This is a genomic window from Methylobacterium fujisawaense, assembly GCF_039619325.1.
GTDB classification, from domain to species: Bacteria; Pseudomonadota; Alphaproteobacteria; order Rhizobiales; family Beijerinckiaceae; genus Methylobacterium; species Methylobacterium fujisawaense.
In genome coordinates this window covers 1-20,058 of the sequence record NZ_CP155000.1, presented here as the reverse complement: position 1 = coordinate 20,058, position 20,058 = coordinate 1, and the positions used below count along the sequence as shown (strand labels likewise).

The 20,058-nt window shown below is 64.1% G+C and carries 39 protein-coding genes and 1 pseudogene; 29 read left to right on the top strand and 11 right to left on the bottom strand.

The features are described from left to right. Positions 1-13: 13 nt before the first annotated feature. The 7 genes from ABC766_RS00185 to ABC766_RS00155 form a co-directional block, all read right to left on the bottom strand. Positions 14-247: a hypothetical protein gene (locus ABC766_RS00185; protein ID WP_345820455.1), complete on the bottom strand. Its 234-nt coding sequence runs from the start codon at positions 245-247 to the stop codon at positions 14-16. Between the two features lie 124 nt (positions 248-371). Continuing rightward, positions 372-740, bottom strand: a complete 369-nt coding sequence (locus tag ABC766_RS00180; RefSeq protein ID WP_345820453.1) for a hypothetical protein — start codon at positions 738-740, stop codon at positions 372-374. A 277-nt stretch (positions 741-1,017) separates the two neighbouring features. Beyond that, positions 1,018-1,527, bottom strand: coding sequence for a helix-turn-helix domain-containing protein (locus ABC766_RS00175; protein ID WP_345820451.1), 510 nt, complete (start codon positions 1,525-1,527; stop codon positions 1,018-1,020). Next, positions 1,528-1,752, bottom strand: a complete 225-nt coding sequence (locus ABC766_RS00170; protein ID WP_345820449.1) for a hypothetical protein — start codon at positions 1,750-1,752, stop codon at positions 1,528-1,530. Beyond that, entirely contained in the window at positions 1,749-2,432 is a 684-nt protein-coding gene (locus ABC766_RS33945) for a GapR family DNA-binding domain-containing protein (protein ID WP_427902276.1), read from the bottom strand. Before ABC766_RS33945 ends, ABC766_RS00170 begins: the two co-directional genes overlap by 4 nt. Next, entirely contained in the window at positions 2,429-2,713 is a 285-nt protein-coding gene (locus ABC766_RS33940) for an HNH endonuclease (RefSeq protein ID WP_427902334.1), read from the bottom strand. Before ABC766_RS33940 ends, ABC766_RS33945 begins: the two co-directional genes overlap by 4 nt. A 671-nt stretch (positions 2,714-3,384) precedes the next feature. Continuing rightward, positions 3,385-3,639 (bottom strand): hypothetical protein, encoded by a 255-nt coding sequence (locus ABC766_RS00155; protein ID WP_345820444.1) that lies wholly within the window; start codon positions 3,637-3,639, stop codon positions 3,385-3,387. Between ABC766_RS00155 and ABC766_RS00150 the strand changes: the two genes are divergently transcribed. Further along, complete coding sequence (locus tag ABC766_RS00150; RefSeq protein ID WP_345820442.1) at positions 3,638-4,054, top strand: helix-turn-helix transcriptional regulator; 417 nt, start codon at positions 3,638-3,640, stop codon at positions 4,052-4,054. The two genes, ABC766_RS00155 and ABC766_RS00150, sit on opposite strands and share 2 nt — an antisense overlap. Here the strand turns inward: ABC766_RS00150 and ABC766_RS00145 are convergent. Continuing rightward, positions 4,044-4,412, bottom strand: a complete 369-nt coding sequence (locus tag ABC766_RS00145; protein ID WP_345820441.1) for a hypothetical protein — start codon at positions 4,410-4,412, stop codon at positions 4,044-4,046. The genes ABC766_RS00150 and ABC766_RS00145 overlap by 11 nt on opposite strands. Positions 4,413-4,439: 27 nt before the next feature. Here ABC766_RS00145 and ABC766_RS00140 point away from each other — a divergent pair, with 27 nt between their 5' ends. The 19 genes from ABC766_RS00140 to ABC766_RS00055 all read left to right on the top strand — a co-directional run bounded on the left by ABC766_RS00140 (position 4,440) and on the right by ABC766_RS00055 (position 12,190). Next, positions 4,440-4,595, top strand: a complete 156-nt coding sequence (locus ABC766_RS00140; protein WP_345820440.1) for a hypothetical protein — start codon at positions 4,440-4,442, stop codon at positions 4,593-4,595. After that, complete coding sequence (locus ABC766_RS00135; RefSeq protein WP_345820439.1) at positions 4,595-4,867, top strand: hypothetical protein; 273 nt, start codon at positions 4,595-4,597, stop codon at positions 4,865-4,867. Before ABC766_RS00140 ends, ABC766_RS00135 begins: the two co-directional genes overlap by 1 nt. Continuing rightward, a complete protein-coding gene (locus ABC766_RS00130; RefSeq protein ID WP_345820437.1) occupies positions 4,864-5,322 on the top strand; it encodes a TrmH family RNA methyltransferase in 459 nt (152 codons plus the stop codon). The genes ABC766_RS00135 and ABC766_RS00130 overlap by 4 nt, the downstream gene beginning before the upstream one ends. Next, the gene (locus tag ABC766_RS00125; RefSeq protein ID WP_345820435.1) at positions 5,322-5,735 is read left to right on the top strand and encodes an HNH endonuclease; all 414 of its coding nucleotides are present in this window, start codon (positions 5,322-5,324) and stop codon (positions 5,733-5,735) included. The genes ABC766_RS00130 and ABC766_RS00125 overlap by 1 nt, the downstream gene beginning before the upstream one ends. A gap of 10 nt (positions 5,736-5,745) precedes the next feature. Beyond that, positions 5,746-5,886, top strand: a complete 141-nt coding sequence (locus ABC766_RS00120) for a hypothetical protein (protein WP_345820432.1) — start codon at positions 5,746-5,748, stop codon at positions 5,884-5,886. A 1-nt stretch (position 5,887) separates the two neighbouring features. Next, complete coding sequence (locus tag ABC766_RS00115; RefSeq protein WP_345820430.1) at positions 5,888-6,178, top strand: hypothetical protein; 291 nt, start codon at positions 5,888-5,890, stop codon at positions 6,176-6,178. Continuing rightward, positions 6,178-6,468 (top strand): hypothetical protein, encoded by a 291-nt coding sequence (locus tag ABC766_RS00110; protein ID WP_345820428.1) that lies wholly within the window; start codon positions 6,178-6,180, stop codon positions 6,466-6,468. Before ABC766_RS00115 ends, ABC766_RS00110 begins: the two co-directional genes overlap by 1 nt. Then, complete coding sequence (locus ABC766_RS00105; RefSeq protein WP_345820427.1) at positions 6,465-6,701, top strand: hypothetical protein; 237 nt, start codon at positions 6,465-6,467, stop codon at positions 6,699-6,701. Before ABC766_RS00110 ends, ABC766_RS00105 begins: the two co-directional genes overlap by 4 nt. 77 nt (positions 6,702-6,778) lie before the next feature. Continuing rightward, entirely contained in the window at positions 6,779-6,928 is a 150-nt protein-coding gene (locus tag ABC766_RS00100; protein WP_345820424.1) for a hypothetical protein, read from the top strand. Then, positions 6,925-7,584 (top strand): ERF family protein, encoded by a 660-nt coding sequence (locus ABC766_RS00095; protein ID WP_345820423.1) that lies wholly within the window; start codon positions 6,925-6,927, stop codon positions 7,582-7,584. Before ABC766_RS00100 ends, ABC766_RS00095 begins: the two co-directional genes overlap by 4 nt. Next, positions 7,581-8,015, top strand: a complete 435-nt coding sequence (locus tag ABC766_RS00090) for a recombination protein NinB (protein ID WP_345820421.1) — start codon at positions 7,581-7,583, stop codon at positions 8,013-8,015. Before ABC766_RS00095 ends, ABC766_RS00090 begins: the two co-directional genes overlap by 4 nt. Beyond that, positions 8,012-8,431, top strand: a complete 420-nt coding sequence (locus ABC766_RS00085; RefSeq protein WP_345820418.1) for an HNH endonuclease — start codon at positions 8,012-8,014, stop codon at positions 8,429-8,431. The genes ABC766_RS00090 and ABC766_RS00085 overlap by 4 nt, the downstream gene beginning before the upstream one ends. Continuing rightward, entirely contained in the window at positions 8,428-8,913 is a 486-nt protein-coding gene (locus tag ABC766_RS00080; protein ID WP_345820416.1) for a dCMP deaminase family protein, read from the top strand. Before ABC766_RS00085 ends, ABC766_RS00080 begins: the two co-directional genes overlap by 4 nt. Further along, positions 8,910-9,122, top strand: a complete 213-nt coding sequence (locus tag ABC766_RS00075) for a hypothetical protein (protein WP_345820414.1) — start codon at positions 8,910-8,912, stop codon at positions 9,120-9,122. Before ABC766_RS00080 ends, ABC766_RS00075 begins: the two co-directional genes overlap by 4 nt. After that, complete coding sequence (locus ABC766_RS00070; protein ID WP_345820413.1) at positions 9,119-9,532, top strand: hypothetical protein; 414 nt, start codon at positions 9,119-9,121, stop codon at positions 9,530-9,532. Before ABC766_RS00075 ends, ABC766_RS00070 begins: the two co-directional genes overlap by 4 nt. Beyond that, entirely contained in the window at positions 9,525-10,292 is a 768-nt protein-coding gene (locus ABC766_RS00065; protein ID WP_427902275.1) for a hypothetical protein, read from the top strand. Before ABC766_RS00070 ends, ABC766_RS00065 begins: the two co-directional genes overlap by 8 nt. Beyond that, complete coding sequence (locus ABC766_RS33935) at positions 10,273-11,112, top strand: hypothetical protein (RefSeq protein WP_427902274.1); 840 nt, start codon at positions 10,273-10,275, stop codon at positions 11,110-11,112. Before ABC766_RS00065 ends, ABC766_RS33935 begins: the two co-directional genes overlap by 20 nt. Then, on the top strand, positions 11,109-11,663 hold the full coding sequence (locus ABC766_RS00060; RefSeq protein WP_345820409.1) for a hypothetical protein: 555 nt from the start codon (positions 11,109-11,111) through the stop codon (positions 11,661-11,663). Before ABC766_RS33935 ends, ABC766_RS00060 begins: the two co-directional genes overlap by 4 nt. Further along, positions 11,660-12,190: a hypothetical protein gene (locus tag ABC766_RS00055; RefSeq protein WP_345820408.1), complete on the top strand. Its 531-nt coding sequence runs from the start codon at positions 11,660-11,662 to the stop codon at positions 12,188-12,190. The genes ABC766_RS00060 and ABC766_RS00055 overlap by 4 nt, the downstream gene beginning before the upstream one ends. Here the strand turns inward: ABC766_RS00055 and ABC766_RS00050 are convergent. Both ABC766_RS00050 and ABC766_RS00045 read right to left on the bottom strand, forming a co-directional pair. After that, positions 12,158-13,450 carry an ISL3 family transposase gene (locus ABC766_RS00050; protein ID WP_345820407.1) on the bottom strand — a complete coding sequence of 431 codons (1,293 nt, stop codon included), beginning with the start codon at positions 13,448-13,450 and terminating at the stop codon, positions 12,158-12,160. The two genes, ABC766_RS00055 and ABC766_RS00050, sit on opposite strands and share 33 nt — an antisense overlap. Further along, positions 13,447-13,632 carry a hypothetical protein gene (locus ABC766_RS00045; protein ID WP_345820404.1) on the bottom strand — a complete coding sequence of 62 codons (186 nt, stop codon included), beginning with the start codon at positions 13,630-13,632 and terminating at the stop codon, positions 13,447-13,449. Before ABC766_RS00045 ends, ABC766_RS00050 begins: the two co-directional genes overlap by 4 nt. Before the next feature lie 118 nt (positions 13,633-13,750). Between ABC766_RS00045 and ABC766_RS00040 the strand changes: the two genes are divergently transcribed. The 4 genes from ABC766_RS00040 (at position 13,751) to ABC766_RS00025 (ending at position 17,087) form a co-directional block, all read left to right on the top strand. After that, positions 13,751-14,497 (top strand): hypothetical protein, encoded by a 747-nt coding sequence (locus ABC766_RS00040; RefSeq protein ID WP_179699053.1) that lies wholly within the window; start codon positions 13,751-13,753, stop codon positions 14,495-14,497. Between the two features lie 758 nt (positions 14,498-15,255). Beyond that, on the top strand, positions 15,256-15,465 hold the full coding sequence (locus ABC766_RS00035; RefSeq protein ID WP_345820403.1) for a hypothetical protein: 210 nt from the start codon (positions 15,256-15,258) through the stop codon (positions 15,463-15,465). Further along, positions 15,459-15,950, top strand: coding sequence for a hypothetical protein (locus ABC766_RS00030; protein ID WP_345820402.1), 492 nt, complete (start codon positions 15,459-15,461; stop codon positions 15,948-15,950). The genes ABC766_RS00035 and ABC766_RS00030 overlap by 7 nt, the downstream gene beginning before the upstream one ends. Before the next feature lie 162 nt (positions 15,951-16,112). After that, positions 16,113-17,087, top strand: a complete 975-nt coding sequence (locus tag ABC766_RS00025; protein WP_345820401.1) for a dATP/dGTP pyrophosphohydrolase domain-containing protein — start codon at positions 16,113-16,115, stop codon at positions 17,085-17,087. 59 nt (positions 17,088-17,146) lie between these two features. On the opposite strand, the gene ABC766_RS33930 is transcribed toward ABC766_RS00025, so the two are convergent. Beyond that, positions 17,147-17,605 (bottom strand): HNH endonuclease, encoded by a 459-nt coding sequence (locus ABC766_RS33930; RefSeq protein WP_427902273.1) that lies wholly within the window; start codon positions 17,603-17,605, stop codon positions 17,147-17,149. Positions 17,606-17,669: 64 nt separating this feature from the next. Between ABC766_RS33930 and ABC766_RS00020 the strand changes: the two genes are divergently transcribed. From ABC766_RS00020 to ABC766_RS00005, 5 genes and pseudogenes are all read left to right on the top strand, one after another. Beyond that, positions 17,670-18,092, top strand: a complete 423-nt coding sequence (locus ABC766_RS00020; RefSeq protein WP_345820395.1) for a DUF3307 domain-containing protein — start codon at positions 17,670-17,672, stop codon at positions 18,090-18,092. Continuing rightward, positions 18,089-18,604 (top strand): hypothetical protein, encoded by a 516-nt coding sequence (locus tag ABC766_RS00015; protein WP_345820394.1) that lies wholly within the window; start codon positions 18,089-18,091, stop codon positions 18,602-18,604. Before ABC766_RS00020 ends, ABC766_RS00015 begins: the two co-directional genes overlap by 4 nt. Then, a complete protein-coding gene (locus ABC766_RS00010; RefSeq protein WP_345820393.1) occupies positions 18,601-18,765 on the top strand; it encodes a hypothetical protein in 165 nt (54 codons plus the stop codon). Before ABC766_RS00015 ends, ABC766_RS00010 begins: the two co-directional genes overlap by 4 nt. Then, positions 18,749-18,892, top strand: a pseudogene (locus tag ABC766_RS33925) (helix-turn-helix domain-containing protein); the annotation flags it as partial. The gene ABC766_RS00010 and the pseudogene ABC766_RS33925, both read left to right, overlap by 17 nt. Before the next feature lie 23 nt (positions 18,893-18,915). Continuing rightward, entirely contained in the window at positions 18,916-19,989 is a 1,074-nt protein-coding gene (locus ABC766_RS00005; protein ID WP_345820392.1) for a site-specific integrase, read from the top strand. Positions 19,990-20,058: the final 69 nt, after the last annotated feature.

The window sequence follows — 20,058 nt, the reverse complement described above, 5'->3', positions numbered from 1 at the left end:
CGTGCTGTGAGGGTTAGAAGGGGCTGGGCGGGACGAGGAGCGGCGCACCGAGCCGGGCCGCTTTCTCGACAAAGGCCGCGTACCGATGCGCGCGGCCGTACATCTCGTGACGGCCCGTGTAGTGCTCGACCGTGCTCTGGTTGACGCCAAGCATCTCAGCGATGCGCCGCTGAGAGACGTTCTGGCTGTGAAGCTCGCGCATCCGGCGAACGTCGCTCATCATGAGCGGGCGATACGCAGCGCTCATCGCGCACGCTCCGCGCAATAATCGGCCATGCGATCAAAAGCCTTCGGGATCAGAAGCGAATGCCGGCCCAAGGCGCGGCACGCATCAGCGCACCAGCCGTAGAAAGTCCGACGAGCCCGGTTTCTCATGCGCGCACTCCCGCCAGCTTGTTTTGAAGGGCCGCGATCTCCGCTTTGAGATGAGCGGCCTCTTGGGCGCGACGAACGTCCTGCAGCCATGCGGGCTCGCGGTCGGCGAGCGCGGCGAGGAAATCCGGGCCGTAAGCGATCCAAAGTGCCGTGTAGCCCTCGGCGTTCGGGGCCGAGGCGCGGTCCAGCCACGTCTTGATGGTGTTAAACGGGATGCCCGTGTCCGCCGCCACGTTGTCGGCTGTTTTGACCGGGTGCCGCTCCCTCAGGAAGGCGCACACGCGCTCTCCAACGGTCAGCGTGCGGCGCGACTCAAACTCATGCGTGGAGGCATGAGCATGAGTCCTGGATGCCTGAGACTTCATCGACCTCTTCTCCGATGCTGTGGGCATCAGAGAGCGGCGGCCGAAGGAGGCAGAGAGTGCGGTCACGCTACGAAACTCCCGTAGAGAGACGTGCGGAGCCGGTAGGCTCCAAAGACCGAGATGACAGCGCGCCGTCCTGGCAGGACTACATCGACGCGCTGAGTGCGGAGGGGCGCCGCTACAGGCCGGCAAGCCTGAGCAAAGCCCTGGAAGATCGCGAGCGAGCGGCCGGCAAGCCGCGCGCAGACGAAAAGGATGTAAAGTGATGGCGAGGAGATCATTTCCCCCTCGACCATTCGGCACGCCAAAGGCGCTCGGCCATCGTGACCGGGCAGTCAGAGACCTCAATATTCAGGCGATCAATGACCGCCTGAACGCGGCGTACTCCGTGCATCACCGTGGTGTGATCGCGGCCGCCGACGAGGCGGCCGATCTGCACAAAGCTCGCCTCGGTATTGTTCTTAGCGAGCCAGAACAGGATCTGACGAGCGCGGACGAGATTGCCCAGACGCCGCTGTCCGCGAATATGCACGGCCGGGAACTGTGTGATGTAGCACACCAGATCCATCAGCCGCCGCAACGGGAACGCACACGGCTGCTGAAAATCCTCAGGAGTTACGGGCTTCGGAGGGATGAAGCCCTTCTGACATATCTTCGGCTCAGACCATTGCTTCGCAGGCGCTCGCTTGATCGGCGGACGCACCAGAGCGGCATCCACGAGCGGCGCCTTTGGGCGATTGTCGCCGAAGCTCACGCGGCTGGTCTCAAAGGTACGGAAGCCAGACATTTACGCCTCCGGGGACATGTTCGCGTGCAGATCGGAAAGGCCGTCGATCAGGGCCGCGACCTGCGAGCGCTTGAAGGTGCTGCCGAGGCCCAGGCGCATGTCGCGGAACAAGCTGATCCGCATGTGCCGGCCGTAGGCGGTGACAGAGGCCGTGATGACATCCCGAGGATCGACCTCGGACTGGATCACCAGATCAGCCTTTGGGAGACGGACGGCGGCAGTCATGGCCGGTGGTCCGAATGAGGGTGCCGGCCTTCCTCTCGGCCCGTGGCCGGCAACGAGCTGGATCCACGCGCCGTAAGCGACGCGTCGGCGAGATGGCCGCGGTTTCGGCCGGGCTCGGCGGATGCACCCGCTCCGTCCCGACAAGCAGCCGCGTTTCGTTCGCCAATCCGACTGCCAGACTCCCACGGGGCCTCGGTGGCAGCACTGTACCCTTGAGCAGCCTCGCGACCGCCCTCGCCGGCTCCCGGTGCATTGCAGGACGCAGCCTGTTCGGGACGGCTACCGCCAGACTGGCGGGTCTCTGTCGCCGAGACGGATGCATCGGTCTCCCGAATGACATCCGCCCCGGCTTCGTCGCGGGCGGCTGCGCGCGCAGCCATGGCCGGTCCGGCGTACCCGCTACCGCCAGCGTCCTGGCGGGTCTCGTGATCCACGCGCTCGGCGACGAGGCCAACCGCGCTCAGATACAGGTCAAGCTCTTCGTGGCCGGACAGCGCCTCGGCGCGCTTCTCGGCCTCCATCAGCATGATCCGAACGCACGTCGCGATCAGCTTCGGGGAGAAGCCGGCGCTTTTGGCCTCATCGCGGACTGCCTTCGCGTCTTTGGCAAGTTCGCGGCGTTCTGTTTCGATCCGAACGAGGCGATCCACGTATGAACGGATATCTGCGTCGGCACTCATCGCGCGGCTCCTTCGAAAGCGCCACGCTCCGCAACAGCTACGGCCAAGTAGGCCGACCGCGCTTCTTCGGCGGACGCGAAATTTCCGAGGTGACGATGCCCAAGACGCGCCTGGAACGTGCCGTATGCGGTCTGGCGGACGCCTTTGATGCCGCTTCGGCCTCGACCGGCGACATTCCAGCAGTTCTGCTGCCGGGTAGCGTCTCTCAGATTAAGATCGCGATTATCGGCACGATTACCGTTGACATGATCGATGGTAACCGCGTCGTAACCGTGGATCATCTTCCAGATGAGACGATGAGCCAAGAACGAACGGCAAAAGATCCTAACAGTCACATAACCCATCGAGTGACGTGTGCCTGCGAACTTGCCCGTGTATCGAGCGTTCCAAGAGACCGGGACATCATCGCGTTGACGCCAGACAAGCTGTCCAGTCGTGGGGAGATACTCGAATGCGGCGCGCAGCCATTCTTCGCCGGGGGTGACTTGAACACCGTTGATATAAGCCTGCGTGACCTTGGCGCGCTCGGCGATTGCAGCGCGGACAGCCGCGTTGCTATTAGGAAATACGACACCTCGGCGCTTGGCGGTCGCAGACAAACAACTCTGACTGACGCCGCAGACCTCAGCGGTTTCGGTCACTGTGGCACCGGCCATGAGCATGTTCATCGCGACGCTGATGACGCCGCGCGGAGTACGCCGACCTCCATCGCGCCTGCGGTCTTCCTCAGTATCGCCAGCAGCTTCGCGAATGCGCGAGATCTCGTCGGCGAACTGGCGGATCTGATCCTGGGCACTCACAGCGCGTACCTCACGGCACCGCAGAGGATCAGGATGGCAAAGCCAGGAATGACTGGGCTGTCGATGTGACGCCAACGGCAGACACACCAGACCGAAGCAATGGCAGCCGAGGCCAGCCACATCTTGAGAATGAAAAGCATTGCCGCGGACATCTACACAGCCTCCCGCAAGACTTGCTGGGCGGTCGACGTTCGCGCGGAAGCGTCAACCATGTTCCACAGATGCGCGGGGGCTCTGCACTCAATTGCGGAGAGCATTTCCGTCAGCACGAGGTACGTGTTGGCCGGGAAGCTTCCGCCAGTGCGCCAGTTCGAAATGACGGTCATCTTGCGCCCAAGAGCCTTCGCTAACTCGGCGGTCCCGCCGAGTGCGTCGATGACCTGACCGGTGGTCGAGAGCGTCCGCATGGACACCCTTATATCCAATGAATTTGGATACTACAAGGCCCAAAAGGCTTCGATGGGCCGCCTCGTTATCCCCAGTCAGAATGCGGGGATGGGGAAGAGTGCGTCAGAGCCGTTGTATCCTGAGTCAGGACGCCGCCTGCGGCTGCTCCGACTCGCGATCCATGAGATGGATAACCAGCGCGCGTTCGCCGATCTTCACGGCTTCTCACACAGCCAGTGGAATAACTACGAGCAAGGTGTCAGCCGGCCGAAGCCGGATGACGCCCTCAGGATCAAACAAAAGTTCGGCGTCACAACCGACTGGATCTACGACGGCAGCGAGGCCATGATGCCGAATTGGCTGCTAGAGAAGATGGCTCAGATTGATCGCGGACTGGACATCGCCCCCAAGCGCACACGCCGGGTCATGGCTTAACGGGAGCGCCATCCTTCGCAACGAGCCTCAGCGGGCCGCCCGTCGATTTTGCGTTTAACGCCGGCCGGCTCGGTCGAACGAAATCTTCGATCAGTTCATAGGCGTATCCGAGCACCTTCACGGCTGCGTTCGGATCGTCCGGCAGCATCGATGCCAACTGCAACGCTTGGCGTTTGAGCTGCCTTTCGAGAGCTTCCTCATTACCCGTCACATTGACCTCGCCGGGATGTTCACTTTTCGTTCTAGATACAACCTGATGTAGAACGAGCCTCCCGGCAACCGGGATCCGCGCATCAGTGTCCATTTTTTTTGGATGTAGGGCTTGCATGTCCAAGAGATTTGGATAAAGTAGCGACATCAGCCGCCGCCACGGAGCGCCGCAGCGATGTCTCTCTCAGCCCTCGACCTCTACCTCTCGACCGCCCCGCTCGCTGAGCTGCTGACCTACGTCAGCCTCGCCATCCTGGCGGTTGGCCTCGGCCCTTTCGTTCCCGGCCTCGTCGCTGATCACGTCGCCGCTGCTCGCGGGGAGGTTCGCTGATGCGCTCCTTCTTCGACATTGCCCCCTACGCCGTCGCTGAGCACGATGACGGCTATGCGGTCTTCAAGGGCGTATTCCGTCTCACGGATGCCTTCGACTGCGAGGGCGACGCCTACGGGCATGCTCATGCTTTCCTCGATGAGGATGAGGAAGCTGCCGAGGCTGATGCTGCTGAGCAGGCTGAGATCGAGGCTGAAGAGGCCCGCCGCGTAGAGGCTGAGCTTCGGGCCGATGCCGCCGCGATCCTCGCTGAGATCGGGGAGGCCGCATGAGCGCCCGCGGCTTCGCCTCCATCGGCCTCGTCCGGCCAAAGGTCTCTGCGAACGTCGGCGGCGTTATGCGCGCTGCCCACGTCTTCGGCGCATCGCTGGTTGCTATCCAAGGTGACCGCACGCCGGTCACGAGCTGTCAGGATGTGACGAAAGCTTACCGGCACATCCCAGTTTTGCGCGGCGATGACCTGTGGTCGTTGATCCCCTTCGATACTGTGCCTGTCGCTGTTGATCTGGTTCCGGGCGCAACTGAGTTGCCCAGCTTCACGCATCCGCGGCGTGCCTTCTACATCTTCGGCCCAGAGGATGGGACGCTTGGTGGCGAATTACTCGATCGCTGCCCGCGCAGGGTGATGATCCCAAGCGCCTTCTGCCTAAACCTCGCAGCCACTGTGAACGTCATCCTCTACGACCGGATGGCGAAGCTGCGTCAGAGCATTCGGAGGGCTGCTTAATGCCTTTCGTCGTCTGCGAAGATGTCGGCACCACTGCCCGTAAGCGCCTGAGCCCTCGCGACGTTCTTGCCGCGTGGGAGCGGACCAAGGGCATCTGTGTGACCTGCGGCGAGCGGATTGATGGCGTCCGTCAGCGCTGGTTCGTGGAACATGAAATCGCGCTTGAGAATGGCGGATCCGACACGGCCGGCAATCGCGGCCCGGCCCACTACGAGACCTGCAAGCGGGTGAAGGACGCAGCCGACCACTCGGCAGCCGCTCAAGCCAAGCGACGCAAGCGGGCGCAGCTCGGCATCACTGCCGCAGCGACCAAGCCGAAAATCCAAAGCCGTGGCTTTGCAAAAGCTGAGCCCCAGCGCCGAGCATCAAAGCCAATCGAAAAGTGGTTTGGGCCAGCTTTCCCCTCTCGTTGACGGGTGACCCATGGTCGATCTCGACACGTACCCGGAAGACGAACCGGGCTTCGACTTAGACGATGCCGCGATCATCGCCTGCCTCGTCCTCATCATCGCCGGCTCTCTTGGTGTGGTCGGCATCGCAATTCGTATCGCAGTTGGAGGCTAACATGCTCAGCAGGTCCGAACTCCAGGCCGCATACTGGAACCTGGGCGAACACCTCAAGCAGGTCGAGAGCTTGATGGAGGCCGTTGGCCGCGGTTGCCCGACGTACACCGCCGCTGTGATCGAACGCACTGTCAATGCGGCCGCCAGCGCCAGCACGGCCCTCGCCTCGGATCTCGACGCGATCAAGTCAGAATGCCGGCAGAAGGTCTCTGCGAAAGATCCGCGGTCTTGGCCGCGCCTTCCGGGTCACAGCAGCCGCCTGCCGCTCGTCCAGAGCGCGGAGGCGTTCTGATGGCCCAGCACACTGCCGCCCCTTGGACGACCTTCGACACTGATGGTCGGTCCACCGACGATCCCGCCGTGTTTGCGGGGAAGCATTGTCTGGCAGTCGTCTATGCCAACGACCTGCCGCGAAAGCAGGCGGTCGCGAACACTCATCTGATGGCGGCCGCGCCCGACCTGTTGGTGGCTCTCAAATGGTTCATTGACGACATCGACGGCACGCATACCGTCATGCTCGACTTTGACCGGAACGTTGAGCGCGCCCGTCAGGCTCTTGCGAAAGCGGAGGGGCGGTCGTGAACCCCTGGCGCACCGAGACCGTCTACGGCTCCCGCACCATCCGCGTCTTCCATGTCGACTACCTGCCCCGTGCCGTAGCCTGCATTTGCCCGGCAGAGGGCACGGCGGTCGATCTTGTGCCGATCCTCTACGACCGGGCTCCTGCGCCACTGACGGGCCGGGAACAGCGCTTCGACACGCTTGAGTTGGCTCTCGCGTACCTCGGCATCGAACAGCGTGCGGAGGCCGCGTGACCCCCGTGTTCTGCGATAGCTGCGAATGGGTTCACCCCGCCTCGCGCGTCGAAACCAAGCCCTGGCGATACCGCTGCATGAAGGCGCCGACCCGAGCCGGCTACGCCTTCGTGCATCCCAAGTACTCGCCGGATCCTCCGTACCAGCTCTGCGAGCGCGTGAACTTCGACGGCAAGTGCCAGGAGTTCGAGCCGCGCCGCGTCACAGCAGAGGACGCCGCATCGTGATTGAGAGCAGCCCCACCATTGGCGAGCTTTGCAAGGCGCTGCACGGCGCCCAGGGCGTGCTTACCGGCGTCGTGAAGGATGCCAAGAACCCGCACTTCAAGAACCGCTACGCCACCCTGGAGGCGGTTCTCGACACGGCACGCCCTGCTCTCCAGGCAAACGGCCTCATCGTCTCGCAGGCGCCCGGCCGGATGGTCGATGGCTGTGTGGAGATCACCACCATGCTCGCCCACGTCTCGGGCGAATGGATGCGCTCCACGCTGCATGTGCCGCTCGCCAAGCGGGACCCGCAGGGGCTGGGCTCCGCGGTCACCTACGGCCTGCGCTACGCCTTGATGGCAGCCCTCTGCGTGCCGCCGACTGATGACGACGGCGAGGCAGCTATGCCCAGCCGCGACATCGAACGCCCTGCACCGCGCACAAGCGGCCACACAGCCGCTACGCCGCGGCCTGCAGTAGATCGTGAGGCTTCTGAGCCGACAGCCTCACAGCGCATCGCACGCGAACTGAGCGCCAAGCTCTGGAAGGTCTCGGGCGAGGCGGCCGTGAAGGTCATCACCGACGACCCTGAATTCCGGCAGCGGTTCAAGGCTCTTGAGGCCGAGGACGCTGAGCGGCTGGGCGGCCTGATCCGCGAACGGAGGGCTGCTCAATGAGCGGCGACCGTCACACCCTCCGCATCGCCAACGAAGAGATCCGCCGCAAGGCTCTTCACTGGATCAGCAAGGCGCCGATCGGCTGGCTCGTGGAGTTTTCCGCGCCTCGGCGCACCGACATTCAAAATCGTCGGCTCTGGGCCATGCTGGGCGACATCTCCAAGCAGGTTGAGCACTTTGGCCTCCACTACGAGCCGGAGGCTTGGAAGCTGATCGCGCTCGCCGCCCTCGGCAAGGAAGTGCGGATGGCCCCTGCCCTTCACGGCAACGGCCTCGTGCCGCTCGGCATCAGCACCCGCAAGCTGACCAAGTCCGAGATGTCGGACCTGATCGAAAGCCTCTTCGTCTTCGGGGCGGAGAAGGGTGTGGTTTGGAGCGATCCCACGCTGATCCAGGCCGATGCTGCCAGCACTCGGAAGGTGGCAGCATGAATATGCACGTCATCCCAGGCAAGAAGCGTAGGCTACACAGCGGCGTGTGCGCCTACTGCGACCGCCGCGTCTTCCCGGCCCACTCACCGGAGGCTCGGGCGAACAAAGCCTGCCAGGCGACGCGGGATCATATTGAGCCGCAGCTACTCGGCACGGCTCGCGACCGAAACGAAAACCTCGTCATCGCTTGCTTTGAGTGCAACAGCATCAAGGGGCACTACCCGCTTGAGCCGTTCATGTTCTTCCTCGCGGCATACCGCGGGACGCCCAAGTACAACATGGGTGAGTTTCGGCGCTTCGTCTACGACCTGACGCTCGCTGGATACAAGGCGGCTCGCGTCGTCACTCTCGCTGGCCGACCCAAGCCACCGCAGAGGCGCGATGAGCGCGGCCGGTTCATGCGGAGGGCGGCATGACCGACTGGCCCTCCTACCTCATGGGCTTCGCTCAGCACGCCGCCACGAAGTCGAAGGACAGCACGCAGGTCGGCGCGGTCCTCGTCGCCCCGAATGGTCGGACGGTGCTGCTGACGGCCTACAACGGCCCTCCGGCTGGCGTGGACGACCTGCCCGAGCGCCGCGAGCGGCCAGCGAAGTACCTCTTTGCCAGCCATGCGGAAGCGAACCTTTCGGCCTTCGCCGCTCAGCACGGCATTCGGACGGACGGCTGTTCAGTCTACGTGACCCACCACCCGTGCGCTGCCTGTGCCCGCACGCTGATCCAGGCGGGCATCCGTGCCGTCGTCTACGGCCCCGGCCAGACGTCCATGCCTGCCGACGAGTTCGAGGCCGCCGCGACGATGTTCAGCGAGGCCGGCGTCGAAGCCGTGCCTCTGACGGTCCTCGTCACTGCCCGCCGTCGTGTTTCAGAAGCCGACCGCTCGGGAGAGATCGCATGAGCGAGCGTCGAACTAGCGATGTGGCCCGCCTGCTCGGCATCGCGCCTGATCTTCTCCGCAAGTGGAAAGCCCGCGGCTTCCTGTCGAAAGCGCCAGGCGGCGTCTCGGGCCAAGGCCGCGGCAACGAGTGCTTCTGGTCCGATGAGGCCGTGGAGGAAGCGCGGCGCGTCGCAGAAACCCGCAAGCCAACGAAGGCGAGGACACGATGAGCGAGCAACGCTTTTTCGTCGTCGATTTCCGCACGAAGTGGACCCGGCAGCCGTACATCACGCTCTGGGGACCAAATCACAGCGGCTACAACTGGTCGCTCTCGAACGCCGGCCGCTACACCGCTCAGCAGCTCGACGCCAACGTCGGCTACACGACGAACCGCCGCTATGTGCCGAGCCGCGGCAAGCGTTGTGGCCCGTGGGAGCGCTTCGGCGTGCCCTGCGAGGTCATGGAACGCCTTGCCTCCGAGCCCGACACTGAGGGCCGCTGGCGCCTCGACAATGGCGGCGGCCCCATCGTTCGCAACTCGGCTGCCGTCCGCGAGCTGCTGACGGCTAACCGGTACGTGCCGAAGCCCCCTTCAGAAGCCGACCGCTCCAGCGGAGAGAAGGAGATCAGGAATGGCTGACCGTCCCATCATCTTCTCGGCGCCGATGATCGCGGCGCTCCTCGCTGGCCGGAAGACGCAGACCCGGCGGATCCTGAAGCCACAGCCCGAGCTGATGCCCGGGGTGTCTGATCGCTTTCACCTCAGCAATGCTCACGGCGGGATCGTGAACGCGACCGAGGGGGAGGTTCGGGAGCACGGGGCGGACTTCAGCCGCTTTGCCATCGGCGACCGCCTCTATGTGCGCGAGAACCACGCTCTGGTCCCGTCGTCCGCGTACCGGATGAGCGAGGGCGTCCAGCAGACCATCAACCCGACCGATCGGGACTTGGCCGCTATCTACGCTGCGGGCTGGGATCGATCGAAACCTCGCTGGCGGCCGTCGATCCACATGCCGCGCTGGGCCTCGCGACTCACGCTTCTCGTGACGGACGTCCGGGTCGAACGGCTGCAGGAGATCAGCGCGAAGGATGCGCTCGCCGAGGGCATCTATGAGATCCGCGAGCCCGAGAAGGATGGCTGGCGCCACTTCGCGGCCAGCGCCGGCGAGAAGCTGACGCGCCCGACGCCTGAGAAGGCGTTCGCGGAGCTTTGGCGGTCGATCAACGGCCCCGAGTCCTGGGACGCGAACCCGTGGGTCGTCGCCGTCACCTTCAAGGTCATTCGCGCCAACATCGACGCGCCCGAAGATCACCCCCGCAGTCCCCTCGCTGAAGCCCCTTCGAGAACCCGATCCGCCCAATCATCTTTGGAGAAGCCCGATGACCGCCATCACGATTGATCACGCACGCCTCGCCAAGGTCGTTACCCTCTCTGAGGGCGCTCACCGAGAGAGCGAAGGCGAGATGTGCGCTATGGAGGCTGTGGCCTTTATCGCCGGCGAGCCCTGGTCCGACCATCCGACCTGCGCATCGCCCGTCATCGGCGCCTTCATGCGCGCATGGAACGACGGCCTCCCGCAAGAAGACCGCGATGCGCTGATCTTGCCGCTGATCCCACGCCTCGTCGGGACGCGCGGATCCGAGGCACTGGAGAACCGCCGCGCCACCATGGCCGCCGACTGGCTTGTGCGAGTGCATACGCCGGCATGGCTGCGGCTCGCCGGTCTGACGACCCAAGCCGATGCGCTGTCGGGCCTGCCCGAGATCACCGACTTCGCGAATACGCCATCGCTGCGCGGCCCGCTAGAGGCGGCAAGACAGGATGCGGCCGCCGCCAGGGCCGCCGCCGGGGCCGCCGCCTGGGCCGCCGCCGGGGCCGCCGCCTGGGCCGCCGCCAGGGCCGCCGCCGGGGCCGCCGCCTGGGACGCCGCCTGGGCCGCCGCCAGGGCCGCCGCCGGGGCCGCCGCCTGGGCCGCCGCCGGGGCCGCCGCCAGGGCCGCCGCCGGGGCCGCCGCCTGGGACGCCGCCTGGGCCGCCGCCGGGGCCGCCGCCTGGGCCGCCGCCAGGGCCGCCGCCGGGGCCGCCGCCTGGGACGCCGCCGGGGACGCCGCGAAGGAGAAGCTGGAGCCGACCCGGCTGGAACTTCAGCAATCTGCGCTCGCACTCGTCAATCGGATGATCAGCCTCGCTGAAGCCCCTTCGACGGGAGAGCAGAAGTGACAGCACTGAGCCGCAGATCCTTCCTCGCGGCCGCTGGAGCAGCGGCTACCGTTGCCGGGCTGCCGGCTGGAGCAAGCGTTCCCGTTGCGCCCGTCGCGAAGGCCGTGAAGCCACCGCTGCCAACATGGATCGTCGGAACGCCCGGCGAGTGGGATCATGAGATTATCCGGGCCGCTTCGCGCGAGGCCGCGGTCCTCATGCGCTGTGACGACTGCGAAGGCGCGGACGACGAGGATTTCGCCGGCCCAGATGGCTGCGAGTGTGAGCCCTGTCTGGCGCGCAGCGGCTACGAGGCGACGCGCGTCCCCGAGTGGGATGGGCGACCGGAGAGCAGCATCGGCAGCGGCGATTGGCTGGACCGCGGAAGCGAGGCGATCTGCTCACGCTGCGATTACGAGACTGCGAAGGAGATGGGCGGCTGGAACATCAACGGCAAAGCCGTCTGCGAGGACTGCATGACCCTGGCAGATTGGGACATTGTTGACCCCGAACGTGCCGCAGAGCTTCGCGCCGATATGGCCGAAGATGAAGCTGAGGCGGCCCAGCCATGAAGGCCCTCCCCGATCAAGACCAAGCCTCCCGCGGGGCGGAGAGCACAGGGCGCGCCCCTTCGGGTCCGGGCTCTCATCCTTCGGACCAGACCGCTTCGCGTTCTGGCGGGCAAGCCGTTTCGATCCCTCGCGCGGGCGGCAAGACCAAACCGGTTCGCCTCTATGAGGTGACGGCGCGCCTCTACGGACAGGCATACACCAAGCCTGTGTCCGCCCGGTCGCCCGCCGCCGCGCGCTACCGCGCCTATCTGGATGCGGACCTCGACATGCCGTTCCGCGACTACCAGCGGTTCGCGACCGTGCGCTTGGCGCCTGGCATCCCGCCTGATGATGGCTACGGCTACATCCGCCGATCCTACGGCATCGACCCGCAGATTGGCCGGCGCATTACCCTGACGGGCGAGGGCAAGGACTGGGAAGGCCGCGAGGGCGAGATCGTCTACCCGGGCACCTCTCGGAATTACGGGTATGCGACTTTGAAGGGTGATTTGGGCTCAGAACGTGCCCGCCTCCAAGTCGGCTTCTAAGGTTGATAGCGGCACCCCGAGGCCCACGTCCCAGACCATCGGGACGCTGCCTTCGCGCCCGATGTGGACCCACTCGCCCCACTGCGTCTTGCCGAACACGCCGTGCTTGAGGAGCGCCTTGGCGCGAAGGGTTTCCGGGCTGTAGCCGACGCCCTGCATGTTCATCCGGCCGATCAGGTTGTTCAGGCTCTCGGCGTAGGCGTTCGTATAGGGATGATCCCAGTAGTTCAAGATCCACGGGCGCCAGTTGTTGAGCGCGTCCCGCGCCGGTTTGAAGGGCCGGTGTAGGTCCTTCGGTAGATCCACGAGCCACTGGTTCATCATCTCGTTTGCCTCGTACTTCGAGGCGGCGTCGTAAATCTCGTAGTAGCTCTCTTTACACTCGTAGACCCGCTTGAGCGTGGGGAAGTACGTGAACAAGGCGTTCAACTGGTTGATGGTTCGTGGCTTCGCGGTGCCCCAGCGGGCCAGGAAGACGCTCTGCTTGTTCTTGAGGTGGATGCGCTCCGCCTTCGACACGTCCTGCTGGAAGAGCCGCCGAACGGCCTCGACGCCTTTGTTGGCCGTCCGCTGGACGTGGTATTTGTCAATGACGACCGTCGCGTTCTTGAACAAGCCCTTGTTCAGTTCGCGGTAGGTGGACCACATGTCCTGGCAAATCACCTCGACATCGTCGCGACCCGGCAACAGGGAAAAATACTCGTTGAGGTCGATCTTCCTTCTCGACATCTGCATGTCGAGCATGGCGCTGTTCTCAATGTCGCCGATGATGAACCGAGCCTTCTTCCGGATCACCTTCTCGTCCATGCTGAGAACGCGCGGGAGCTTCGGCAGGTATCCTTTCAGAACCTTGTCGGCATGGTCCTGGAAAATCCGCTCGACCTGCTTCGCCTCGACACCGTTGATCTTGGCGGCATGGCTGAACGGCCACTCCACTGCATCCTTCTGGATGCGCACGAGCAGCTTCTTCGTCATGTCGTGCCGGATATCGATGTCCGGCAGCGCCTCGTAGATGCCGGTCTTCCCGCAGGCTGAGCACTTGTAGCGCTGTCGGTCGATCTCTATCCGGACGGTCTGCCGCCGGATCGGCTCGTCGCGATACCGCTGCCCGAGCTTCCGGCCATTCTTGATCATGGTGGCAAAGAGACAGCACTGGCGCTCGGGGACCGGGTTCCGGCTCTGGACTTTGATGATGAGCTTGTCGCCCTCCTCGTAGTCGGCGACGTGCTCCAGGTGCTTCAAGCGAAGCAGATCGCTCAAGGCCGCTCCCCCTCGGTAGCCCCTTTGCCCGGCCGCCGCTTCTCTGCCTTTGTCAGTGCGGTCTCGACGGCTTCGCGGATGAAAACTGCGCGCCGGAACTTGCCCGCCACCGCGTCAATGCGGTCGAGCACGCCCGCTCTGAAGCGGACCAACGTCTTGTCGTCGAGCTTGTCTTTTGGCACGGCCACGGTTGTGACCGATATCGGTTTATGAGTCAAAGCTACCTCCAATGCGATATCGCTTATTGACCCGTATCCGATGTCGGATTAGGTTGCAATGCGTTATCGGATTGAGGATCGAATGAGCACGTTCAGGCAGCGCCACAACGAGAAGCGATTGGGACCCGCCTACCCGGCAGAATGGCTCGTCGAAATGGAGGATGCGGATGCGTGGATAGCCAACCCAAAACACCGATGGGTCTATGACCGTCTGCTGATTGCCGAAACTCAGACCTACGCTCACGCACCGCTCGGAGTAACGCCAAAGCGTTTCCCGGTGATCGTCAAGCCGATCACGAACCTGCACGGGATGGGGATCGGCGCCCGTTTCGTTAGCGATCCCGACAATCTCGACTATGCGCCGGGCATGATGTGGGCGGACCATCTTGAGGGCTCGCACGTCTCCACGGATGCATTGGTAGATCGAGGCCAGATCCTGTGGTCGGCGCAGGCAACCGGCGTCCCATCTGATCGGTTCGGACGCTTTGATCTATGGGCACTACATGACGCGCCAATTGAGCCAGAACTCACGATGGTGAATGAATGGTGTAGGGTTCATCTTGGTGACTACGCCGGACCGCTCAACGTCGAGTCGATTGGCGGCCAGATCATTGAAGCACACCTACGTCTATCGACTGATTGGCAGCGCGCAGGTTGCTACGGTGACTATTGCGGTAGCCCGCAGGCCGCTTATGGAATTCCACTATTCGGCAAGCTCCCACAAGGGAACGACCTTCCGGGAGCTTGGATAGACGAGCGTCAGGAGGCGGATCGGCGGGCTTTTGCGGTCGTCCGAACAATCGCGTGCCAAGCGGAGTCGCTCCAATGAGACATGCTGACGGGAAGATCACCTGCGATCACTGCCACAAAGACGTTACGGCCGCGTATCTCATGTGCGACCGACTAACTGGCGAGTGGTGTCGGTCCTGCTTTTCCGATTGCCCGCTCCCGCTGACATCTGAGACTTGCTGGGGCGAAGGGTGCCCGACGCTCTGCATGGAAGCGGGCGATGCGCCGCAGGCAAACTTGAGAGACCCAGTATGAGCGAGTCTGCTGGCCCTATACGAGAGACGCTTAAACGTCTGCGAGCCGAAAACAGACGGCTGCGTATAGAGCTTATAATCGCTCAAGGCACCAACAGAGCGTTGGAGGACTGGATCAAGGGTTACCGTGTCTGCGGCAGGAAGCCATTGTGGGTCAGCCTCTACCGAGAGCAATGCGGACAAAGCATTGGTGCTGCGCGCTCTGTAGCACACACAAAATCCGCCGGTCTCGTAGACGCAGACGTGTACCAAGCAGAATGCTTGGCTCATCGGTTGGCACTTAATCGCGCGGAGGCCGCCGAGGCTCGTGCGGTTGCCCTATACGATGCTCTTTTTCGGTTCGTGTCTTCCTTCAAGGGCAAGGAAGCCTGCATGACAGACGATGCGCAAGAGCGGGCGTATGCAGACGCGGCGCTCTTGCTCGATGACATGGCCACCGCGTCGCAAGAGACGACCCATCAACCTCCAAAGCCACAATCGACCTAATGGGCAGCTATGGGCTCAGCAACCTCGAATGTCGCATACCCGGAATTACATCCATGTGATGTTCGACGACCTCGACAGCCCCGTCGTCGTGCATCCGCTCAGCGTCGTGTTCTTGGCGCCCGCGCAAGGGACGGCAGCGCGGAGCGCCGAGACCTTGGGCTCGGCCCGTCAGGGCAACGGCCCGGTCGCCGAAGGCGATGCGCCACCCCTCCCTCCCGCACCCCCGACCCGCAATCCAGCCGAAGCGAAGAAGGATCAGCCATGCTGAACGTCGCCAATCTCGACAAGCTCATCGCGCATCTGGAGGCGCAGCCGCCGGAAAAGTTTAACATGCGGGCGTTCTTCTCAGAGGGTGCCCATAGCACTTGGTCAGGCCGAGGCATCGAGATCATCCACGAGTGCGGAACTGCTGCCTGCATTGCCGGCTGGATCATGGTTCTGCATCCTGAGGCGCTTTCCGACAGCGATCTTGCGGCCGAGTGGCTCGGCTTGAGCGGCGGCCGAGGCTGCCTTCTGTTTGAGCCGCCTGGCTATTCGGAGGATGGCCGCTACCCCCTCTCTCGGGCCATCGCCACCCTCAAGCGCCTCCGCGACCGTTTCTTGGCGACGGGCGAGATCGTCATCGATTGGGGGCCGGAGCCGAGCGACGAGCCTGCTCAGCCCTGGGCCGCCCCGCAGGCGACCGAACTGACGCAGCCGGCTCTTCCTGCCGAGATCACCCGGCTGCTTGAGCCCGCCAAGGTGGAGGCTTGAGCCATGCACACCCCCACCAATACAGCCCCGTCCGTCCGAGACGGTGATCTCGCGAAGGCCCTGCGCGACGCCTACGGGCGAGGGCACGCAACCGGCATCTCCGGCTGGGCACAAACCCACGCGGAGTACTGCGAGAAGCGGGACGCCTGGATCCGGCAGTACATGGCGCGGATGCCGGTGGCCCTGTCCGTCCGAGACGGCCTGACCGTCTACTCCACCGCTACGGATCGAGCGCGGCTGTCCAACTTCGTCCGAAGCGACGTCGACGGCGAGCGGCTGGCCCGCGTCATCACCGATGCGAGCCAATGGGCCGAGCATGTCGCCGCCGCACCCGTCTCCTCAAGCGGGGATGGGGATGGTGGCGAACTGGAACGGCTGAGAGCAGACTTCCCCGGCGATCGCTTCGAAGGCGAGCTGACGTTGCGCGAAGCCGCTCTGGAGGTCGTAAACTGGTTCGACAAGGACGGATCAGTCGGCACGCTGCCGGACTACATTATGGATCTGCGATCGGCGATCAAATCCGACGAAGTTCACCGCTCCGGGAAGCTCGTTCTCGCCTCTGGATCAGGAAAGGAGAAGGGGGCGGACCTCGTCGCCTACCTTCACCGGCAATGGGCGTGGTCGAAGGAGACGTTCGGCCCGGCCCTGCGGACCAAGGGCATCGTCCAGCACATCACCAAGGAGCTTCGCGAGATCGAGGCCGAGCCGCACGATCTGGCCGAGTGGGTCGACGTCATCATCCTGGCGATGGACGGCTTCTGGCGCCATGGCGGCAAGCCGGAAGACCTGCTGCCGGCGATGCAGGCCAAGCAGGATCGTAATTTCGCTCGGACGTGGCCTGACTGGCGGACGATGGGCGAGGATCAGGCCATCGAGCACGACCGGACGGGCGAAGCCAGAACGCCCGAACCCTCCCCCCAGTCTTCGCCCACCCTCAAGACCGGATCCATGGCGGTCGAGGAGGCGAAGGAGGTGCTACGCGAGGTTCCTAGGCCCATGACCCCGGAAGGGCTCGTCATGTGGCTGCGGGGGACTGCCGATCACGTTCACAACACGGCTCGCAAAGCCGGCATGCGCGACCGAGCCGACGCCATCGAAACCGCGCTCCGCACCCTTCAGGGGGAGGCGGAAGAATGAGCGCCTTCTTCACCGCCGACCAGATCGTGGCGCACCTCGTCGGGGACTATCTGCTCCAGTCAGCTTACGTGGGACCAGTGGTTGCCGCGAAGCACCTGCCAGATTGCCCCCTGCGAGACACCGTAGCGTCGCGCCAGTTCGCGCTGAGGGACATCTCGCGCTGCCCTGATCTCCCGAACCATCTCGGCCGTCAATTTGGCGCTAGGATGATCTTGGCCGCGCAGAAGTGGCGCCGTGCCATTGCGCGCCGTCCAGTGCTCGGAGCCGCGAGGGACTTCTGTTGGGCGCTGAAGCGTCCAATGCCTACCGCGCTCCACCATGTCGCGCGAGTTCTCGGCAGCCGTGCCCGGCTCAAGGTGGCTTGGGTTGCAGCAGCGCGGGTTGTCGCACTTGTGGCGCACCATCAAACCCGCAGGCAGCGGACCGTGAGCCAGCTCGTAGGCGACGCGGTGCGCCCGCCGGGCGAACCTCTTTCCTTCGCGTCGCCGGTCAAAAAGCCCGTAGCCATCACCGGACATAGTCCCTGTCCACGGCCAGCAGCAATCAGTCGCCTGCTTAGACACCTTCGCCCAAAATCGAAGGATGTCGGAGCTGTTGTATTCGTTCATAGGGGCTGACCAGATGTTCGTGACTGCGGATCAAATCTTAGCCCATCTCGTTGGGGATTTTCTATTACAAAGTCACTGGATGGCCACCGAGAAGACGCGCAACAGCCTCGCCGCGGCGACCCACGCGCTCGTCTATGCGTGCTGCTTCATCCCGATCACTGGCCTTGGGCCTGCTGCTGCGTGGGCGTGGCTTGGGATCCTCATTCCGCACTTCTTCATCGACCGCTTCCGGCTCGCCCGCTTCGTGGTCTGGGCGAAGAACGGCGCCCGCGGCCCGGTCACGGCCACTGGCTATACCGACGACGTGCCAGCGTGGCTCTCGGTCTGGCTGCTGATCGTGGCCGACAACACGCTGCACCTCCTGACCAACGGGCTCGTTCTCTGGAGGCTCGCATGACCCCCGCATCCGGCCGGACCGCCGACAACGCCAGCTTCGGGGAGATGCATGACGCCCTCCGCACAGCGCTCGCTGATGAAGCCGTGAACCTGGCCGTCTCCCTGACGGAAGCGGTCCTCGCTGACGGCCTTGGCTTCAAGGGGCCATTCGAGGAGTTCGGCAGGATCGCCGAGCCCCTGTTGCTGGATGCCCTCGGTGCCGCCCGGCGCGATGGGGCGCAGATCGCGAATGAGGCGGCTGCCCCGATCCTCGCCCAGCTCCGATCCGATCTCGCTGCCGCACGGAAGGAGTCCGCCGACTACACGGCTGTGGTCGAGCAGGCTTTGCGAGACAAAGACGAGCAGAACGCCTCCCTCCGCAGCCAACTCCAGGAAGCCCAGAAGGCGCTCAAGCCGTTCGCTGCATGCGTCTTCAACGACAATGGCGACGTCACGGTCACCACAAGCTACCTGACCAGTCGGGACTGGCTCTCCGCGAAGCTTGCCCTCCTCAACCAGGAGGAGAGCCGATGACGAACCTCGGAGCCTACATCATGGGCTTCGCGCATGGTGCCGTCATCTGCTCGGGCTGCGCGCTGTTCGGCCAATGGCTCGCCCGGCGCACGATCGCCAAGGCCGCTCCTCTCCCCGAGACAGGATCTGACACAGGAGGACGGAATGGCCCGCAGGCCTGACATCCTGACGCCGCGCGAGGTCGCGGATGAATGGGGGTGCTCCGAGCAGCACGTCCGCAACATGGTCAATCGTGGCGACCTCGGGCACTTCCGGGTTGGCGGGAAGCTCCTCAGGATCCCTCGTGCCGCCGTTGAGGCAACGGAGAACGCATGGCAGACGAATATGAAATCGGCCGGCTTCGAGCATCAGAGAAGCGACAGGGACTCTTCCCTCACGGCGAATGCGTCCTCAGCTTCTGGCAGGATGGAAAACGGCGGCGTTTCCGGCTCGGCACCGATAACGAGACTGAGGCTCGCCGCCGCGCGCCAGCGGTCTACGCCGAGGCTCTGAGGCCGAAGGGCACGACCGTTGCCGAGCTTTGGGAAGCCTATCGCCGGGATAAGGCCGGCAATCCGTCCGTCGCTATCATGGCGCATCAGTGGAAGGCGCTAGCCCCACATTTTGGCGCGATGTCGGCGGAGGACATCACGATTGCCGACTGCCGAGCTTATATCGCGGCGCGTCGCTCTCTCGGCAGGAAGGACGGCACGATCATCACCGAGCTAGGCCGGATCCGCACAGTGCTGCGCTGGGCCAAGAAACATCGGCTGATCAAGTCCGCACCAGACATTGAGCGGCCGGCGACCGTGCGTGATCGCCGCGACCGGCATCTGACCGCGCGCCAGATCAGGCTGCTGGCCGATGCGTGCAAAACGCCGCACCTCGCCCTGTTCGTGCATTTGGCCTACGCGACGGCCGGGCGCGCGGGGGCCATCCTTGGGCTGACATGGGACCGGGTGCTGTTCGACCGCAACAAGATCGACTTGGAAGACCCTGAGATCAAAGCGGCGCATAAGGGACGCGCCATCGTGCAGATGACACGCACGATCCGCTTGCGCTTGCTGGAGGCCAAACAGGGCGCGCGGTCGGACTACGTGATCGAGTGGGCCGGGAAGCCAGTTCGGTCGGTCAAGAAGGGGCTAACCACCGCGGCAAAGGCTGCTGGCCTGCCTCATGTCCACCCGCACCTGCTCCGCCACTCGGCGGCCGTCAGGCAGGCCGAGGCCGGCGTTCCGATGGACGAGATCGCCAGCCATTTGGGCCATAGCGACATGAAAGTCACACGGGACATTTACGCCCGCTTCTCGCCAGAGGCTCTGAGCAAGAGCGCAGCGGCGCTGGAACTGGACGACGAACTGCACGAAGTCGGTGGGTTCGGCGAACCTCAAAAATTGGCCCGCTGAACCGAAAACAGGTTCACCGAACCTGTGGCCACTATCCGAATGACCGCTAAGTCATTGAGATAATGGTGG

Bases quoted from the DNA above. Each gene is read 5' to 3' on its own strand.
- ABC766_RS33930 (WP_427902273.1), bottom strand. From the start codon at position 17,605: ATGTCCGGTGATGGCTACGGGCTTTTTGACCGGCGACGCGAAGGAAAG.
- ABC766_RS00035 (WP_345820403.1), top strand. From the start codon at position 15,256: ATGTTCGACGACCTCGACAGCCCCGTCGTCGTGCATCCGCTCAGCGTC.
- ABC766_RS00005 (WP_345820392.1), top strand. From the start codon at position 18,916: ATGGCAGACGAATATGAAATCGGCCGGCTTCGAGCATCAGAGAAGCGA.
- ABC766_RS00130 (WP_345820437.1), top strand. From the start codon at position 4,864: ATGAGCGCCCGCGGCTTCGCCTCCATCGGCCTCGTCCGGCCAAAGGTC.
- ABC766_RS00110 (WP_345820428.1), top strand. From the start codon at position 6,178: ATGGCCCAGCACACTGCCGCCCCTTGGACGACCTTCGACACTGATGGT.
- ABC766_RS00015 (WP_345820394.1), top strand. From the start codon at position 18,089: ATGACCCCCGCATCCGGCCGGACCGCCGACAACGCCAGCTTCGGGGAG.
- ABC766_RS00090 (WP_345820421.1), top strand. From the start codon at position 7,581: ATGAGCGGCGACCGTCACACCCTCCGCATCGCCAACGAAGAGATCCGC.
- ABC766_RS00185 (WP_345820455.1), bottom strand. From the start codon at position 247: ATGAGCGCTGCGTATCGCCCGCTCATGATGAGCGACGTTCGCCGGATG.
- ABC766_RS00155 (WP_345820444.1), bottom strand. From the start codon at position 3,639: ATGCGGACGCTCTCGACCACCGGTCAGGTCATCGACGCACTCGGCGGG.
- ABC766_RS00125 (WP_345820435.1), top strand. From the start codon at position 5,322: ATGCCTTTCGTCGTCTGCGAAGATGTCGGCACCACTGCCCGTAAGCGC.
- ABC766_RS00020 (WP_345820395.1), top strand. From the start codon at position 17,670: ATGTCGGAGCTGTTGTATTCGTTCATAGGGGCTGACCAGATGTTCGTG.
- ABC766_RS00145 (WP_345820441.1), bottom strand. From the start codon at position 4,412: ATGTCGCTACTTTATCCAAATCTCTTGGACATGCAAGCCCTACATCCA.
- ABC766_RS00075 (WP_345820414.1), top strand. From the start codon at position 8,910: ATGAGCGAGCGTCGAACTAGCGATGTGGCCCGCCTGCTCGGCATCGCG.
- ABC766_RS00040 (WP_179699053.1), top strand. From the start codon at position 13,751: ATGAGCACGTTCAGGCAGCGCCACAACGAGAAGCGATTGGGACCCGCC.
- ABC766_RS00070 (WP_345820413.1), top strand. From the start codon at position 9,119: ATGAGCGAGCAACGCTTTTTCGTCGTCGATTTCCGCACGAAGTGGACC.
- ABC766_RS00170 (WP_345820449.1), bottom strand. From the start codon at position 1,752: ATGACTGCCGCCGTCCGTCTCCCAAAGGCTGATCTGGTGATCCAGTCC.
- ABC766_RS00150 (WP_345820442.1), top strand. From the start codon at position 3,638: ATGGACACCCTTATATCCAATGAATTTGGATACTACAAGGCCCAAAAG.
- ABC766_RS00055 (WP_345820408.1), top strand. From the start codon at position 11,660: ATGAAGGCCCTCCCCGATCAAGACCAAGCCTCCCGCGGGGCGGAGAGC.
- ABC766_RS00085 (WP_345820418.1), top strand. From the start codon at position 8,012: ATGAATATGCACGTCATCCCAGGCAAGAAGCGTAGGCTACACAGCGGC.
- ABC766_RS00065 (WP_427902275.1), top strand. From the start codon at position 9,525: ATGGCTGACCGTCCCATCATCTTCTCGGCGCCGATGATCGCGGCGCTC.
- ABC766_RS00010 (WP_345820393.1), top strand. From the start codon at position 18,601: ATGACGAACCTCGGAGCCTACATCATGGGCTTCGCGCATGGTGCCGTC.
- ABC766_RS00080 (WP_345820416.1), top strand. From the start codon at position 8,428: ATGACCGACTGGCCCTCCTACCTCATGGGCTTCGCTCAGCACGCCGCC.
- ABC766_RS00120 (WP_345820432.1), top strand. From the start codon at position 5,746: ATGGTCGATCTCGACACGTACCCGGAAGACGAACCGGGCTTCGACTTA.
- ABC766_RS00025 (WP_345820401.1), top strand. From the start codon at position 16,113: ATGGCGCGGATGCCGGTGGCCCTGTCCGTCCGAGACGGCCTGACCGTC.
- ABC766_RS00140 (WP_345820440.1), top strand. From the start codon at position 4,440: ATGTCTCTCTCAGCCCTCGACCTCTACCTCTCGACCGCCCCGCTCGCT.
- ABC766_RS33945 (WP_427902276.1), bottom strand. From the start codon at position 2,432: ATGAGTGCCGACGCAGATATCCGTTCATACGTGGATCGCCTCGTTCGG.
- ABC766_RS33940 (WP_427902334.1), bottom strand. From the start codon at position 2,713: ATGATCCACGGTTACGACGCGGTTACCATCGATCATGTCAACGGTAAT.
- ABC766_RS00115 (WP_345820430.1), top strand. From the start codon at position 5,888: ATGCTCAGCAGGTCCGAACTCCAGGCCGCATACTGGAACCTGGGCGAA.
- ABC766_RS00135 (WP_345820439.1), top strand. From the start codon at position 4,595: ATGCGCTCCTTCTTCGACATTGCCCCCTACGCCGTCGCTGAGCACGAT.
- ABC766_RS00175 (WP_345820451.1), bottom strand. From the start codon at position 1,527: ATGTCTGGCTTCCGTACCTTTGAGACCAGCCGCGTGAGCTTCGGCGAC.
- ABC766_RS00030 (WP_345820402.1), top strand. From the start codon at position 15,459: ATGCTGAACGTCGCCAATCTCGACAAGCTCATCGCGCATCTGGAGGCG.
- ABC766_RS00100 (WP_345820424.1), top strand. From the start codon at position 6,779: ATGAAGGCGCCGACCCGAGCCGGCTACGCCTTCGTGCATCCCAAGTAC.
- ABC766_RS33935 (WP_427902274.1), top strand. From the start codon at position 10,273: ATGACCGCCATCACGATTGATCACGCACGCCTCGCCAAGGTCGTTACC.
- ABC766_RS00180 (WP_345820453.1), bottom strand. From the start codon at position 740: ATGAAGTCTCAGGCATCCAGGACTCATGCTCATGCCTCCACGCATGAG.